The following is a 15579-nucleotide window of genomic DNA, read 5'->3' as shown; positions in this document are numbered from 1 at the left end:
GCCGCTCGGTCCCGGGCGGCCGGCGGGCCGGCAACGAAGCCCGGAAATCCGGCGCCCGGAAACCGGGAAACCCGGAAGCCACACCAAGCAAGCCGCGAAACACCGATTCGGGGTAGGAAGATGCCCGCGACACCGATCGTCAAAGGAACCGCCCCTTTCGGCGACCACAGGACCTGGTACCGCGTCACCGGTGATCTGGGGAGTGGGCGTGCGCCCGTCGTCGTCCTGCACGGCGGCCCGGGGAGCACGCACGACTACCTGCTGAGCCTGGCGTCCCTGGCGGAGGCCGGCCGGCCGGTGGTGCACTACGACCAGCTCGGCAACGGCGGTTCCACCCGGCTGCCGGACCGCGGCACGGACTTCTGGACCGTGGACCTGTTCCGCGAGGAGCTGGACAATCTCCTGCGGCACCTCGGGGTGGGCGACGACTACATCCTCTTCGGGCAGTCGTGGGGCGGGATGCTGGCCGCGGACCACGCCGCCGACCGGCCCGCCGGCCTGCGCGGTCTGGTGATCGCCAACTCCCCCGCGTCGATGCCCCTGTGGCTGCGGGAGATGAAGGTGCTGCGGGAGCGGCTGCCGGCCGACGTCCAGGAGACGCTGCTGCGGCACGAGGCGGCGGGCACCACGGACACCGCCGAGTACTTCGCGGCCATGCGGGTGTTCTACGACCGGCACGTGTGCCGCGTCCAGCCGTGGCCGCGGGACTACCTGGCGACGTTCATGGAGATCAACGACGATCCGACCGTCTACCACGCCATGAACGGGCCGAACGAGTTCCACGTCATCGGCAGTCTCAAGGACTGGTCGGTCGAGGACCGGATTCCGTACATCGACGTCCCCACGCTGCTGATCAGCGGGCGGCACGACGAGGCGACGCCGGCGACCGTACAGCCTTTCTACGACCTGATACCGGATGTCCGCTGGGAAATCCTCGAGGAATCGAGCCATGTGCCGCACCTTGAGGAACCCGAGCGTTTCACCTCCGTTCTCACCGCGTTCCTCGCGGAGCTCGACGGAGCCGGAGGAACAGCAACACCCGGCGCGGGGACGGCGATTCCGTCCCTGTCCGGGGAATCCACGGAAACCAAGGAAGGGGCGCTCGGGTGACCACCGCTCATGAGATTCGCGCATATCCGTTCAGCGAACCGGACCGGCTCGAACTCGATCCGATGTACGCCAAACTGCGCGCGGAGGAGCCGCTGAGCCGGGTGCAGTTCCCGCTCGGCGAGCCGGCCTGGCTGGCCACCCGCTACCACGACGTCCGCACGGTCCTGGCCGACCCGCGGTTCAGCCGGGCCGTCGCCAAGACCCGGGACCAGCCGCGCACCCACCCCGACGAGCACCTGGACGACGGTCTGGTCGGCATGGACGCGCCGGACCACGCGCGGCTGCGCAAGCTGGTCGCTCGGGCGTTCACCGGTCGCCGGGTGGAGCTGATGCGCGACGACACCCAGCGGATCGTGGACGGGCTGGTCGACAACATGGTCGAGCAGGGCGGCCCGTTCGACATGGTGGAGAACTTCGCCATCCCGCTGCCGGTCACCGTGATCTCCGAGATGCTCGGGGTGCCGGAGGCCGACCGGCCGCGGCTGCGCGGCTGGTCGGAGGCGATGGTCTCCACCACGGCGCTGCCGTGGGAGGAGATGGAGCGCAACGCCAAGGAGCTGTTCGCGTACATCGGGACGCTGGTCGCCGAGCGGCGCCGCAACCCCACCGAGGACCTGCTCGGCGCGCTGGTGAAGACGCGGGACGAGGACGGCGACCGGCTGAGCGAGGAGGAGCTGGTCATGCACGTGACCGGTGGCCTGCTCATCACCGGCACCGAGACGACCGCCTCGCAGATGCCCAACTTCCTCTACGCGCTGCTCAGCCACCGCGACCAGTGGGAGCTGCTGTGCGCCGACCCGTCGCTGGTTCCGCGCGCGGTCGAGGAGCTGGTGCGCTGGATCCCGCTGAACTACTCGGCGATGTTCGCCCGGTACGCCCTGGAGGACATCGAGTTCGGCGACGTCACGGTGAAGGCCGGCGAGCCGGTGGTGGGTTCGGTGGCCTCGGCCAACCGGGACCCGGAGATCTTCGAGGACCCGGACCGGCTGGACGTCACCCGCGAGCACAACCCGCACATCGGCTTCGGTCACGGTCCGCACCACTGCCTCGGCGCCCAGCTGGCCCGGATGGAGCTGCAGACGGTGCTGACGACCCTGGTCACCCGCTTCCCGACCCTGGACTTCGCCGACGGCGCGGACGGGGTGGTGTGGAAGCAGGGCATGCTGGTGCGCGGCCCGAAGCTGCTGCGGGTGACCTGGTGAGCCGCTGGTCGGTCGAGGTCGACCGCGGCGTCTGCATCGGCGCCTCGGTGTGCGCCAACTACGCGCCGGCGCACTTCGAGTTGGCGGACGGCAAGTCCCGGCCGCGGGCGGCCGTGATCGAGCCCGACGACGCGGTGCTGGACGCCGCGGAGACCTGTCCGGTGGCCGCGCTGGCAGTGCGCGACGCCGACAGCGGCGCCCTGCTGGCGCCCGAGGAGTAGCCCTCCCCCGGACCGGCGGTCTCCCCAGGCCGTCACCCCCGGTTCCGGCGGCCTGTCCCCCAGGCCGCCGGAACCGCCGGTCGCGCGCCGTCCGTCACCCGTCGCCCACCCCCACCATGGCCCGCCCCCACCACCGTCCGTCGCCACGCGCGCCCGCGTGGCCGGCCGACGAGGGGCCGGCCCCCGTACGTCCGCTCGTCTCGGAAGGACCGCGCACATGACCACCGCGTCCCGGACCGGTACCGCGATGATCTTCCCCGGTATGGGGCCCACCCCCTTCGCGGAGGTCGGGAAGTTCATGGTCGTCAACCCCTTCGCCCGCAAGCTGGTCGCCGCGGCCGACCGGGTGCTCGGCTACTCGCTCGTCGACCGCTACCGCGGCACCGAGGGCGACTACAGCGAGTACGCCCAGGTCGCGTTCATGGTCAACTCGCTGGCGCTGGCCCAGTGGGCGCAGCACACGCTGGGCGTCGAGCCCGTCCTGTGCACGGGACCCAGTTTCGGCGAGAAGCCGGCCGCCGCGTTCTCCGGGGCGCTGGACTTCCCCGACGCCGTCCGGGCCACCGCCGCGTTCGCGCGGCTGCTGGAGGGCTACTTCGCCACGGAGTACACGGACCTCGTCACCCACTCGTTCGTCCGCGTGCCGCAGGACACGCTGCGCGGGCTGCTCGGGGAGCTGGACGAGCGCGGGGAGACGTACGAGATCTCCTGCTACATCGACGACGACTTCACCATGCTGACGCTGGGCGAGCACAACCTGGAGTGGCTGCCGGCCCGGCTCCGCGCGCTGGGCGGCATGTCGCTGTACACCATGCGTCCGCCGATGCACTGCTCGCTGTTCAAGGGGCTGCGCGACCGGGCCGAGGAGGAGGTCTTCGGCCCGCTGGAGTTCGCCGACCCGACCGTCCCGGTGATCGCCGATCAGGACGGTGCGCTGGTCACCACGGGTGAGGGCGTGCGCGCCATGATGCTGGACAGCTGTGTGCGCCCGTTGCGGTGGCCGGCCGTCGTGGACGCCCTGCGCGAGGCCGGGGTCGGCACCGTGTGCGTGGCGGGCCAGGACAGCCTGTTCGGCCGGGTGCGGCGCACCACGGACGCCTTCGAGGTGGTGCCGGCGACGCCGCGGCTGGCGCTGCGCCCGCGTCCGCGCCCCGTGGGCGCCTGACCCCTCCCGAAGACATTCCCCTCGCTTTTCCGTACACCGACTCACCGAGAGGCCATCACCATGTGGGACCAGAAGTTCGAGGAACTGCTGCGTGGATTCCTGCCGTTCCTGGGCGCCGACGAGCAGCTCACGCAGGACACCGGGCTGCGCGACCTGGGCCTGGACTCGCTGGGCATCGTCGAGCTGCTCGCCGCGCTGGAGGACGCGTACCAGGTGCGCTTCCACGACGACGCGCTCAGCCCGGAGACGTTCGCGACGCCCGGCGTGCTGTGGAAGGCGCTGTCCCGGCTGGTCGCGGACCAGGCCGCCTGACCGGCGCCGCCGCACGTCCCGGAGCGAACCAGTGAGCAGCAGAGGAGCAGCGGTGGACGCCACGTCGGACAGCACCTTGGACGCGGCGCTGCACGGGCGTTTCCTGCGCGGAGTGGAACTGGCACCGCGCAATGACGCGGTGCGGGTCGGCGACGACGCGATCGGCTACGAGGAGGCGCACGAGCGGGCCCTGGAGTGGGCGGGCGCGCTGTCGGCCGCGGTGGACGGGCCGCCGGGCGCGGTGGCGGTGCTGGCGGCGAAGGGTGTCCGCGCGTACGTCGGCATCCTGGCGGCGCTGTACGCGGGTGCCACCGTCGTGCCCCTTCAGCCGGGCTTCCCTGTGGCGCGCACCCGGCGGATGATGCGGGCCGCCGGGGTGTCGGCCGTCATCGTGGACGAGGCCGGCTGGGCGCAGTTGCCGGAGCTGCTGGCGCCGGACCCGGACGACGGGCGGGCGTTCACCGCGAAGGACCCGGGCGCGGCGCTGCCGGTGCTCGCGCCCGGCTGTCCTGCGGGCGCGCTCCCGGGTGTCGTGCGGATCGAGCCGCGTCCGTCCGGCGCGCTGGCGGCGCCGCGGCCGGTCGGGCCGGACGACGCCGCGTACATGCTGTTCACGTCCGGGTCGACGGGCCGCCCCAAGGGCGTGCCGATCAGCCACGGCAGTGCCGCGCACTACTTCCGCCTCCAGGACGCCCGTTACGACTTCACGCCGGACGACGTCTTCTCGCAGACGTTCGACCTGAACTTCGACTGCGCGATGTTCGACCTGTTCTGCGCCTGGGGTTCGGGGGCGACGGCGCTGTGGGTGCCGCCGGGTGCGTACCGGGAGCTGCCGGCGTTCCTGGCGGAGCACCGGATGACGGTGTGGTTCTCGACGCCGAGCGCGATCGGGCTGGTGCGCCGGCTCGGCGGGCTGGCGCCGGGGGCGCTGCCCGGGCTGCGCTGGAGCTTCTTCGCCGGTGAGGCGCTGACGTGCCGGGACGCGGCGGACTGGCAGGCGGCGGCGCCCGGTTCGGCGCTGGAGAACCTCTACGGCCCGACGGAGCTGACGATCACCATCGCGGCACACCGCTGGGATCCGGAGCGTTCGGAGCGGATCGCGGTGAACGGGGTGGTGCCGATCGGCCGGGTCAACGACGGCCACGAGCACCTGCTCCTCGACGAGGACGGGAAGCCCGCCGAGCGGGAGGGCGAGCTGTGCGTGGCCGGTCCGCAGCGGACGGCCGGTTATCTGGACCCGGGCGACGACGCGGGCCGCTTCCTCGACCACGACGGCCGCGTCTGGTACCGCACGGGCGACCGGGTGCGCCGGATCGGCGAGGACGAGGCGGGCGAACTCGCCTACCTCGGGCGGCTGGACGCGCAGGTGCAGGTCGCCGGCTGGCGGGTGGAGCTGCCCGAGGTGGACCACGCGCTGCGCGGCTGCGAGGGCGTCACGGAGGCCGTCACGGTCGACGTGGCCACGGAGGCGGGCACCGAGCTGGCCGTCTTCTACACCGGTGCCGCCGTGCCACTTTCCGTGTTCGCCCGGCGGCTCCGCCCGGTGCTGCCCCAGGGCATGACGCCCCGTCACTTCTGGCGGCTGGACGAGTTCCCGCTCAACTCCAACCGCAAGACCGACCGCGGCGCGCTGCGGGCCCGCGCGCGCGAGCTCCTGAACGAAAACCCCGACCTCCGTACGACCGGCCCCCGTACCACCAGCACGCCGACGACCTGACAGGAGAACAGCGTTGGACAGCACTCCCGGCTTGGACGGCACCACGGGTGCGGCGCGGGGGGTCCCCTTGCGCGACCACCGTCCCGACAGCCTGGTCCACACCCTGCTCGACGAGGCCGTGGCGTTCTCGCCCTCGGCCGCGGCGGTCGCCGACGCCGAGGGGCGGTGGGACTACGCCCACCTCGACGCGTACAGCCGCGCCTTCACCGACTGGCTGGCGGAGCGGGGGGTCGGCCCGGGTGACCGGCTGGTCGTCCAGCTGCCCACCACCAGGGAGCTGACCGCCCTGTTCTACGGGGCGTCGCGGCGCGGCGCGGTCTTCGTGCCGCTGAACCCGCACATGAAGCCGTACCACCTGCGCTCGGTCCTGGAGAACGCCGAGCCGGCGCTGGTGGTCTGCGCGGAGGGCGACCGGGCCACGTTCGAGGCGGTCACCGGGGCGCCCGTGCACGAGTTCGGCGGGGTGTGGAGCGAGACCGAGAAGATCGCCGACCGCGGCCCGCGTCCGGAGGCGGCGGTGGACGTCGCGCCGGAGGACCCGGCCGTCCTCGTCTACACCTCGGGCAGCACGGCCGCCCCCAAGGCGGTGATCTGCCCGCACGCGCAGATGGTGTTCGCCACCCGTTCGATGGTGCAGGTGCTCGGCTACCGCCCGGACGACGTGGTGTTCTGCCGGTTCCCGATGTCGTGGGACTACGGCCTGTACAAGGTCCTGATGTGCGCCGCGGGCCGGAGCGAGATCGTGCTGGCGGACGGCGAGTCGGACCTGCGGCTGCTGACGGCGGTCCGGGAGAGCGGGGCGACGGTGGTGCCGATCGTCCCGTCGCTGGCCGCGATGATCGCCACGCTGGCGCGCCGGGAGGAGAACCCGGCGCCGCGGGTGCGGATGTTCACCAACACGGGCGCGGCGCTGCCGCAGCCGGTGATCGAGACGCTGCGCGCGGCGTTCCCGGGGGCCCGGGTGGTGCGCCAGTTCGGGCAGACGGAGTGCAAGCGGGTCTCCATCATGCCGCCGGAGGAGGACCGGGAGCGGCCCGACTCGGTCGGCCGGCCGCTGCCCGGTACGCGCGTCCTGATCGTGGACGAGGACGGCGCGTCCGTGCCCGTCGGCGAGACGGGCGAGATCGTGGCCGTGGGCCCGCATGTGATGCCCGGCTACTGGCGGAACCCGGAGGTGACCGCGCGGACCTTCCGCCGGCACGGGCCGACCGGTGAACTCCGGCTGCACACCGGCGACTACGGATCACTGGACGCGGACGGCTACCTGTACTTCCAGGGCCGCCGGGACGACATGTTCAAGCGCAAGGGCATCCGGATGAGCACGCTGGAGATCGAGGCGGCGGCCATGGACGTGCCGGGGGTGCGGGCGGCGGCGGTGCTGCCCCCGTCGGACCGGCACGACCTGGCGCTGTTCGTGGAGTCCGACCTGGCCCCGCACGTCGTCCTGCGCGAGCTCGCGGGCCGGCTGGAGCAGCAGAAGGTCCCGGCGGTCTGCCGGGTGCTCGCGGAGTGGCCCCTGACCCTGCACGGCAAGAACGAGAAGCGGCGGCTCGCGGAGCTGCTCGACGGGAGCGACCAGTGAGCCGGTACGACGAACTGGCCGAGCGGTACGGCACACCGCTGTACGTCTACGACCTGGACCGGGTGGAGGCCGCGCGCGCGGATCTGCTGGACGCGCTGCCGGAGCCGTTCAGCCTGTTCAGCGCCGTGAAGGCGAACCCGCACCCGGAAGTGCTGCGGGCCCTGGCGACCGGCGGCGACCGGGTGTGCCGGGGCGAGATCAGCTCGACGGGCGAGCTGGCCGCCGCCCTGGAGGCGGGCTTCGACCCGGCGGAGTGCCTGTACACCGGGCCGGGCAAGACCGACGACGAGCTGTCCGCGGCGCTGGCCGCCGGGGTGCGGCTGTTCTCCGTCGAGTCCCTGACGGACCTGGAGCACGTGGGCGCCGCCGCCCGGGCGCAGGGTGTGGTGGCCGAGTGCCTGGTGCGCGTCAACAGCGCCTCGGCGAGCGCCACCACCAGCATCCGGATGACGGGCACGCCTTCGCAGTTCGGCGTCGACGCGGAGACGCTGGGCGACGTCCTGCCGAAGCTGCGTGCCGTGCCCGGCACGGAGATCGTGGGGGCGCACTTCTTCCCGCTGAGCAACGCCAAGGACGAGGACAGCCTCGTCGGGGAGTTCCGGCACACCCTCGCCCTCGCCGCGGAGCTGGGGCGTGAACACGGGCTGCCGCTGCGGTTCCTGGACATCGGCGGCGGTTTCGCCGCCCCCTACGCGGTGCCCGGCGAGCGCCCGGTGTACGAGAAGCTGCGCGAGCGGCTGGAGGACACCCTCGACGAGCTGTTCCCGGACTGGCGGCAGGGCACCCCGCACCTCGCCTGCGAGTCCGGCCGCTACCTGGTGGGCGACAGCGGCGTGCTGCTGACCCGGGTGGTCAACATCAAGGAGAGCCGCGGCCGGACGTTCGTCATCCTGGACGCCGGCATCAACACCTTCGGCGGGATGTCGGGCCTGGGCCGGCTGCTGCCGGTGGCCGTGCAGCCGGCGGACGCCGGGCAGGCCGCGGAGACAGCGGACGGCGAGGGGCTGAGCGCCAGCCTGGTCGGGCCGCTGTGCACGCCGGGCGACGTCCTCGGCCGCCGGGTCGAGCTGCCCCGGGTGGAGGTCGGGGACGTGCTGGCCATCCCCAACGCCGGGGCGTACGGTCCGACGGCCAGCCTGCTGATGTTCCTGGGCCGGCCGGCCCCCGCCGAGGTGCTGGTGCGCGGCGGCGAGGTCGTCTCGGCGTCCCGGCTGGAACACCGCCGCGCCCCGCTGGCGCCGCGGCCGGAGGGCGCCGCGGACGCGGTACCGGGCGGCGGAGGGGCGGCATGACCCCGCCGCCGCGCGACCCGGCCGGGCCGGCGGCTCCCGTGGCACCGGCGGTACCGACGCCGGCGGGCATCCTGCCGGTGGACGCCGGTCGCGCCCCGGCCGGGCGCCGGCAGACGGTCCTGGTCAGCGGCCTCGCCTCCGACTCGCACACCTGGAACCTGGTCTTCCTCCAGCTGCTGATCGAGGAGCTGGGGTACGACGTGGTGAACCTGGGCCCGTGCGTCCCGGACGAACTCCTGGTGCGGGAGTGCCGGGAGCGCACCCCCGCGCTGCTCGTGGTGAGCAGCGTCAACGGCCACGGCCACCAGGACGGCGTGCGGGTCATCAGGAAGCTGCGCGCCGAACCGGGGCTGGCGGAGCTGCCCGCGGTCATCGGCGGCAAGCTGGGCATCACCGGCGGCGAGGGTACCGACCATGTCGCGGAGCTGATGGAGGCGGGTTTCGACAGCGTCTTCGAGGACGGCGCGCAGGAGATCGCCTCGTTCCGGCGCTTCATCGGCGGCATACCGCGACGGGCCGCGCTGTCGTGAACGGACGCTTCGGCGAGGCACCGGAGGGCGGCCCGCGGCACCGGCGGCCGGACGCCGTCCCCGTGCCCGGCGGGGCCGTGCGGCCGGACGCCGCCCCCGCCGCCCTCCCGGCCGACGAGCCCGCGCCGCGCCCCGTCGGCGACTTCGGCGCGTTCGTCCGCCGGGCGCACCGGGCCGGACGCCTGGTGGTGCAGCCGCGCATGGGCTTCGGCGACCCGGCCGCCATGCGCGCGGGCCTGTACGCCACCCGGCACGCCGACGCGACCACCGTCGGCACCCTGACCCTGGACAGCTACACCCGGGTCGGGGACCTCGCCGCGATCGAGACGGCGCTGCGGGAGGGGTCGGGCCTCAACGGCTTCCCGATCGTCAGCTACCCGGTGGAGACGACCCGGGCGGTCCTCCACGGCCTGCACGGCGACGACTTCCCGGTGCAGGTCCGGCACGGCTCGGCGGCGCCGTTCGACATCTTCGTCGCGCTGACGCGGGCCGGGCTGAGCGCCACCGAGGGCGGCCCGGTCTCGTACTGCCTGCCCTACGGCCGTACGCCGCTCGACGAGTCGATGCGGAACTGGGAGCGCGGCAGCACGCTGTTCGCGCAGCTCCGCGAGTGGGGGGCCAGTCCGCACATCGAGACGTTCGGCGGCTGTCTGCTGGGGCAGTTGTGCCCGCCGAGCATGCTGGTGGCGGTCAGTGTCCTGGAGGCGGTGTTCTTCCACCGGCTGGGCATCCGCGACCTGTCCGTCAGCTACGCCCAGCAGACCAACCGCGAGCAGGACCGGGAGGCGGTCGCCGCGCTGCGCCGGCTTTGCGCGGAGCTGCTGCCGGACGCCGACTGGCACGTGGTGATCTACGCCTACATGGGCGTGTACCCGTACACCCCCGAGGGCTGCTACCGGCTGCTCGGGGAGGCCGCGGAACTCGCGGTCGGCACGGGCTCGGAGCGCCTGATCGTCAAGACCGTCGCCGAGTCCCGGCGGATCCCCACCGTGGCGGAGAACGTCGCGGCCCTGGAGCACGCCGCGCGGGTGGCGCGGTCGGCCCCCGGCCCGCCGGCCGGGGACCCCGAGCCCGGGGACACCCAGACGTACGCCGAGGCGCGCACGCTCGTGGACGCCGTCCTCAACAGCCACCCGGACGTCGGGCACGCGCTGCTGCTGGCCTTCAAACGCGGCTACCTGGACGTCCCTTACTGCGTGCACCCGGACAACGCCGGGCGCAGCCGCAGCTACATCGACGACCGCGGCTGGCTGCGCTGGGCCGACACCGGCTCGCTGCCCATCGCGGGCCTGGTGGACGGCCGCCGGTCGCGTCCCGTCACCTCGTCCGACCTGCTGGAGGCGCTGTCGTACGTGCAGCGCAGCTACGACGAACCGTTCTGGCCGGACGAGCGGGACGAGCCCCGGCCCGTCGCGGCCGAGTCCGCCGGCCCGCCCGAGGACGGCCGGCCGCTGCCCTGACGACCGGCCGCCGGCGCCCGGTACGTCCCGCCACGCCCTGAACCACCCCGCCCGCCCCGTTCCGCCCGCGGAATTCTTTTGGAGAGCACCGAATGACTGAGTCCGAGAACGTTCCCACCCCGTCCGGCGCCGCGTCGGCCGGGACCGCGGGCGAGCCCGGGGGCGCCCCGGAGACCGGGCCGCGGGCGCGGGCCCTCCTGGTGGAGCGGCTCACCGGACGCACCGCCGCCGAGCAGGAGCGCGTGGTGCTGGAGCTGGTGCACGAGCACACCGTCGCCGCGCTGCGCCGCGCCCGCCCGGACACCAAGGGTCCGGTGGACACCGAACGGCCCTTCCTGGAGCTGGGGTTCGACTCGCTGGCCGCCGTGGACCTGCACGCCCGGCTGACCGCGGCCACCGGCCTGGAACTGCCCGTCACCGCGGTCTACGACCACCCCACCCCGGCGGCGCTCGGCCGCCTCGTCCGCACCCGGGCGCTGGGCCTGGCGCCCGAGCCGGTCGCGGTGCCGGCCCGGGAGGCCGCGGGCGACGACGACGATCCGGTGGCCATTATCGGCATGGCCTGCCACTACCCCGGCGGGGTGGACTCCCCCGAGGAGTTCTGGACGCTGCTGGCCGAGGGCCGCGAGGTGCTCTCGGACTTCCCCACCGACCGCGGCTGGGACGTCCCCGGCATGTTCGACCCGGACCCGGACCGGCCCGGCAAGTCCTACGTCGACAAGGGCGGCTTCCTGGACCGGGCCGCCGAGTTCGACGCCGACTTCTTCAAGATCAGCCCGCGTGAGGCGCTGGCCATGGACCCGCAGCAGCGGCTGATCCTGGAGACCTCCTGGGAGGCGCTGGAGCGCTCCGGCGTCAACCCGGCCTCGCTGCGCGGCAGCCGCACCGGCGTCTTCTTCGGCGCCGAGGTGCACGAGTACGGCACCCGCGTCCACCAGGCGCCGCTGGGCCTCGACGGCTACCTGATGACCGGCAACGCCCCCAGCGTCGCGTCCGGGCGCGTCTCCTACACGCTGGGCCTGGAGGGCCCGGCCGTCACGGTGGACACCGCCTGCTCCGGCTCGCTGGTCTCCCTGCACCTGGCCGCGCAGTCGCTGCGGGACGGCGAGTGCTCGCTGGCGCTCGTCGGCGGCGTCGCCGTGATGGGCAGCCCCGGCATGTTCACCGCCTTCAGCCGGCAGCGCGGCCTGGCGCCCGACGGCCGCTGCAAGGCGTTCGCCGAGGCCGCCGACGGGACCGGGTTCTCCGAGGGCGTCGGCGTGTTCGTCGTCGAGCGGCTGTCCGACGCGCGCCGCAACGGGCACCGCGTCCTCGCGGTCGTCCGGGGCTCCGCGATCAACCAGGACGGCGCCAGCAACGGCCTCACCGCCCCCAACGGCCCCTCCCAGCAGCGGCTCATCCTCCAGGCCCTGGCCAACGCGGGGCTGCGCCCGGCCGACGTGGACGCCGTGGACGCGCACGGCACCGGCACCAAGCTCGGCGACCCCATCGAGGCGCAGGCCATCCTCGCCACGTACGGGCAGGAGCGCCCCGACGGCCGGCCGCTGCGGCTGGGCTCGGCCAAATCCAACCTCGGGCACACGCAGGCCGCCGGCGGTGCCGCGAGCGTCATCAAGATGGTGCTGGCGATGCGGCACGGCGTCCTCCCGAGGACGCTGCACGTGGACGCGCCGTCCTCGCACGTCGACTGGACGGCCGGCGACGTGGAACTGCTCACCGAGGCGCTGCCGTGGGACACCCCGGACGACCGGCCGCGGCGCGCCGGCATCTCGGCGTTCGGGATCAGCGGCACCAACGCGCACGTGATCATCGAGGAGCCGCCGGCCGAGGAGGAGTCGGGACCGGCCGCCGACGAGTCGGGACCGGCCGCCGATGCGGAGGGACCGGCCGCCGACGTCACCGGGCAGGGGCAGCCGGGGCTCCCGCTGCTGCTCAGCGCCCGGTCGCCGGAGGCGCTCGGCGCCCAGGCCGCCGGGGTGCTCGCGCTGCTGGACGGTGCGGACGCCCCGGACCCGGCGGACGTGGCGTACGCCCTGGCCACCACTCGCGCGGAGCTGGAGCACCGCGCCGTGGTCATGGACGGCGGGACGGCCGGGCTGCGGGCCGTCGCGGAAGGTGCCGGCGAGGCGGCCGACGTCGTCCTCGACACGGTCGCCGGCGGACGGCTCGCGTTCCTGTTCACCGGGCAGGGCGCCCAGCGGGCCGGCATGGGCCGGGAGCTGTACGAGGCGTTCCCGGTGTTCGCGCGGGCGCTGGACGAAGCCTGCGGATACCTGGACCTCCAGCTCGAACGCCCGCTGCTGGACGTGCTGTTCGCCCCGGAGGGCTCGGACGCGGCCGCGCTGCTGGACCGCACCGAGTACGCGCAGCCCGCCCTGTTCGCCGTCGAGACGGCGCTGTTCCGGCTGGTGGAGTCCTGGGGCGTGCGCCCGGACGTGGTGGCCGGGCACTCGATCGGGGAGATCGCGGCGGCGCACGCCGCCGGGGTGTTCACGCTGGAGGACGCCTGCGCGCTGGTCGCGGCGCGCGGCCGGCTGATGCAGGAGCTGCCGGAGGGCGGGGTGATGGCCGCCCTCCAGTGCACCGAGGAGGAGGCCCTCGCCCTGCTCGACGGCGCCGGGGACGCGGCCGTCGCCGCCGTCAACGGCCCGCGCGCGGTCGTCGTCTCCGGCGCCCGGGCGACGGTCGCCCCGATCGTGGAGAAGCTGCGCGAGCAGGGCCGCAAGACCTCGCTGCTCAAGGTCTCGCACGCCTTCCACTCCCCGCTGATGGAACCGATGCTGGCCGAGTTCCGGCAGCTCGCGGAGATCCTCGACTACGCCGAGCCGCGCGTCCCGCTCGTCTCCACCGTCACCGGCCGCACCGCAGGACCGGGCGAACTCACCGCGCCCGAGTACTGGGTGACCCACGTCCGCGAGGCGGTCCGCTTCGCCGACGGCGTCCGCACCCTCGCCGACGACGGGGCGACGGCCTTCCTGGAGATCGGCCCGGACGCCGTCCTCACCGCCATGGCCGGCGCCGCGCTCCCCGACGACACCGCCGCCGTCTGCGTGCCGCTGCTGCGCCGCAACCGCCCCGAGCGGCCCGAGACCCGCACGGCGCTCGCCCGGCTGTGGGCCCGGGGGCACGCCGTCGACTGGCCCGCGCTCCACACCGGCGCGCCCGCCCGCCACGTCGACCTGCCCACGTACCCGTTCCAGCGCCGCCGGTTCTGGCTGGAGGCCGCCCCCGACACGGGCGACGTCACGACGCTCGGCCAGGCCCCCGCGGGCCACCCGCTGCTCGGCGCGGCGGTCACCGTCCCCGGCAGCGACGCCACCGTGCTCACCGGCCGCATCGGCCCCCGGACGCACGCCTGGCTGGCCGACCACGTCGTCCTCGGCACCACTCTCCTCCCCGGCACCGCCCTCCTCGAACTCGCCCTGCACGCGGGCGACCTCACCGGCACGCCGCACGTCGAGGAGCTGACCCTTCAGGCGCCGCTGGCGCTCTCGCCGGACGCGCACACCGATCTGCGGGTGGAGGTCAACGCCCCGGACGCCACGGGCCGCCGCACCCTGACCGTCCACAGCCGTCCGCACGGCGCCGCGCACACCGTGCCGTGGACCTCGCACGCCACCGCGACGCTCACGCCGGACGCGCCCGCCCCGGCCGTCTCCGACCCGGACCCCGGCGCGTGGCCGCCGCCCGGCGCCCGGCCGATCGCCCTCGACGGCGTCTACGAGCGGCTCGCGGCCGACGGCTACCTCTACGGGCCCGTGTTCCAGGGGCTGCGGGCCGCCTGGCGGCGCGGCGACGAGGTGTTCGCGGAGGTCGCCCTGCCGGAGGACGCCCACCAGGACGCCGCCTCCTACCTCGTGCACCCCGCGCTCCTCGACGCGGCGCTGCACGCCACCGACCTCGGCCGGGACGACGACAACGACGGCAGCGGGGGGCAGACCGCCCTCCCGTTCGCGTGGACCGGCGTCACCGTGCACGCGACGGGGGCGACCGCACTGCGCGTCGCCGTCACCACCACGGACAACGACGGGTTGCGGCTCCGGCTCGCCGACCCGGCGGGCCGGCCGGTCGCCACGGTGGGCGAGCTGGCCATGCGCCCGGTGACGGCCGATCAGATGGCGGCGGCCCGCGAGGGCGCCGACACCTCCCTCCACGTCGTGGAGTGGACCGCCCTGCCGGTCGCCGAGCAGACGGCGGACGGCGGCACCGGCCGCACTTGGGCGGCGCTCGGCCCGCAGGCCGGACAGTGGGAGTGGGCGGGCGCCACGGCGTACGCCGAGTTGGACGACCTGATCGGTTCCGACATGCCCGACGTCGTCGTCCTGACCTGCCCGGAGGGGCGGGACGGCGACGGCGGCGCCGGTGTCGACAGCGACGGCAGCGACGGCAGCGACGGCAGCGACGGCAGCGACGGCAGCGACGGCGCGGACGTGCCGCGAAAGGTGCGCGAAGCCACCCGCTCCGTGCTCGGCGCGCTCCAGGACTGGCTGGACGACGAGCGGTACGCCGAGTCACGACTGGTGGTCGTGACGCGTGGGGCCGTCGGGCCGCGCGGTGAGCGGAACGACGACGCGGACCTGGCGGGCGCCGCGGTGTGGGGGCTGGTGCGCGCCGCACAGGCCGAGCACCCGGACCGCTTCACGCTGCTGGACTGGGACGGGACGCCGGCCCCGCTCCCCCGGCTGACCGCCGCCCTGGCGAGCGACGAACCGGAACTGGCGCTACGGGGTGGCGAGTTCACCGTTCCCCGGCTGGCCCGGGTCACGGGTCAACACCAGGCGGCAGACGGCCGGTCGAGCGGTTTCGAGGGCTGGGACCCCCAGGACGCCGTTCTGATCACCGGCGGTACGGGCGGGCTGGGCAGCCTCCTGGCCGAACACCTGATCACCCGGCACAGCGTCACCAACATCACCCTCGCCAGCCGTCAGGGACCCGAGCACCCGGGGCCGCGGAGTTGACGGAACACCTCACCGAGCTCGGCGGGAACA

The 15579-nt window shown here is 74.4% G+C and carries 11 protein-coding genes; all 11 read left to right on the top strand.

Annotation, left to right across the window (positions count from 1 at the left end; genetic code table 11):
* The first annotated feature begins 120 nt into the window (after nucleotides 1–120).
* The 11 genes from ACQEVS_RS32605 to ACQEVS_RS32555 all read left to right on the top strand — a co-directional run bounded on the left by ACQEVS_RS32605 (nucleotide 121) and on the right by ACQEVS_RS32555 (nucleotide 15549).
* Complete coding sequence (locus ACQEVS_RS32605) at nucleotides 121–1110, top strand: proline iminopeptidase-family hydrolase (RefSeq protein WP_433027013.1); 990 nt, start codon at nucleotides 121–123, stop codon at nucleotides 1108–1110.
* On the top strand, nucleotides 1107–2312 hold the full coding sequence (locus ACQEVS_RS32600; RefSeq protein WP_433027010.1) for a cytochrome P450: 1206 nt from the start codon (nucleotides 1107–1109) through the stop codon (nucleotides 2310–2312). Before ACQEVS_RS32605 ends, ACQEVS_RS32600 begins: the two co-directional genes overlap by 4 nt.
* Nucleotides 2309–2533 carry a ferredoxin gene (locus ACQEVS_RS32595; RefSeq protein WP_433027008.1) on the top strand — a complete coding sequence of 75 codons (225 nt, stop codon included), beginning with the start codon at nucleotides 2309–2311 and terminating at the stop codon, nucleotides 2531–2533. The genes ACQEVS_RS32600 and ACQEVS_RS32595 overlap by 4 nt, the downstream gene beginning before the upstream one ends.
* Before the next feature lie 217 nt (nucleotides 2534–2750).
* Nucleotides 2751–3698, top strand: a complete 948-nt coding sequence (locus ACQEVS_RS32590; RefSeq protein WP_433027005.1) for an ACP S-malonyltransferase — start codon at nucleotides 2751–2753, stop codon at nucleotides 3696–3698.
* 60 nt (nucleotides 3699–3758) lie between these two features.
* Nucleotides 3759–4010 carry an acyl carrier protein gene (locus tag ACQEVS_RS32585; protein WP_433027002.1) on the top strand — a complete coding sequence of 84 codons (252 nt, stop codon included), beginning with the start codon at nucleotides 3759–3761 and terminating at the stop codon, nucleotides 4008–4010.
* 52 nt (nucleotides 4011–4062) lie between these two features.
* Nucleotides 4063–5727 carry an AMP-binding protein gene (locus tag ACQEVS_RS32580; protein WP_433026999.1) on the top strand — a complete coding sequence of 555 codons (1665 nt, stop codon included), beginning with the start codon at nucleotides 4063–4065 and terminating at the stop codon, nucleotides 5725–5727.
* 67 nt (nucleotides 5728–5794) lie between these two features.
* Entirely contained in the window at nucleotides 5795–7309 is a 1515-nt protein-coding gene (locus ACQEVS_RS32575; protein WP_433028152.1) for an AMP-binding protein, read from the top strand.
* The gene (locus tag ACQEVS_RS32570) at nucleotides 7306–8601 is read left to right on the top strand and encodes a type III PLP-dependent enzyme (RefSeq protein ID WP_433026996.1); all 1296 of its coding nucleotides are present in this window, start codon (nucleotides 7306–7308) and stop codon (nucleotides 8599–8601) included. Before ACQEVS_RS32575 ends, ACQEVS_RS32570 begins: the two co-directional genes overlap by 4 nt.
* The gene (locus tag ACQEVS_RS32565) at nucleotides 8598–9131 is read left to right on the top strand and encodes a cobalamin B12-binding domain-containing protein (RefSeq protein ID WP_433026993.1); all 534 of its coding nucleotides are present in this window, start codon (nucleotides 8598–8600) and stop codon (nucleotides 9129–9131) included. The genes ACQEVS_RS32570 and ACQEVS_RS32565 overlap by 4 nt, the downstream gene beginning before the upstream one ends.
* A 77-nt stretch (nucleotides 9132–9208) precedes the next feature.
* Nucleotides 9209–10591, top strand: a complete 1383-nt coding sequence (locus ACQEVS_RS32560; RefSeq protein ID WP_433028149.1) for a methylaspartate mutase — start codon at nucleotides 9209–9211, stop codon at nucleotides 10589–10591.
* A 197-nt stretch (nucleotides 10592–10788) separates the two neighbouring features.
* On the top strand, nucleotides 10789–15549 hold the full coding sequence (locus ACQEVS_RS32555) for a type I polyketide synthase (protein WP_433028146.1): 4761 nt from the start codon (nucleotides 10789–10791) through the stop codon (nucleotides 15547–15549).
* The last annotated feature ends 30 nt before the right edge of the window (nucleotides 15550–15579 follow it).

Source organism: Streptomyces sp. CA-181903, from assembly GCF_050937075.1.
In the GTDB taxonomy this organism is placed as follows: Bacteria; Actinomycetota; Actinomycetes; order Streptomycetales; family Streptomycetaceae; genus Streptomyces.
This window is presented reverse-complemented; position numbering and strand designations above follow the sequence as displayed.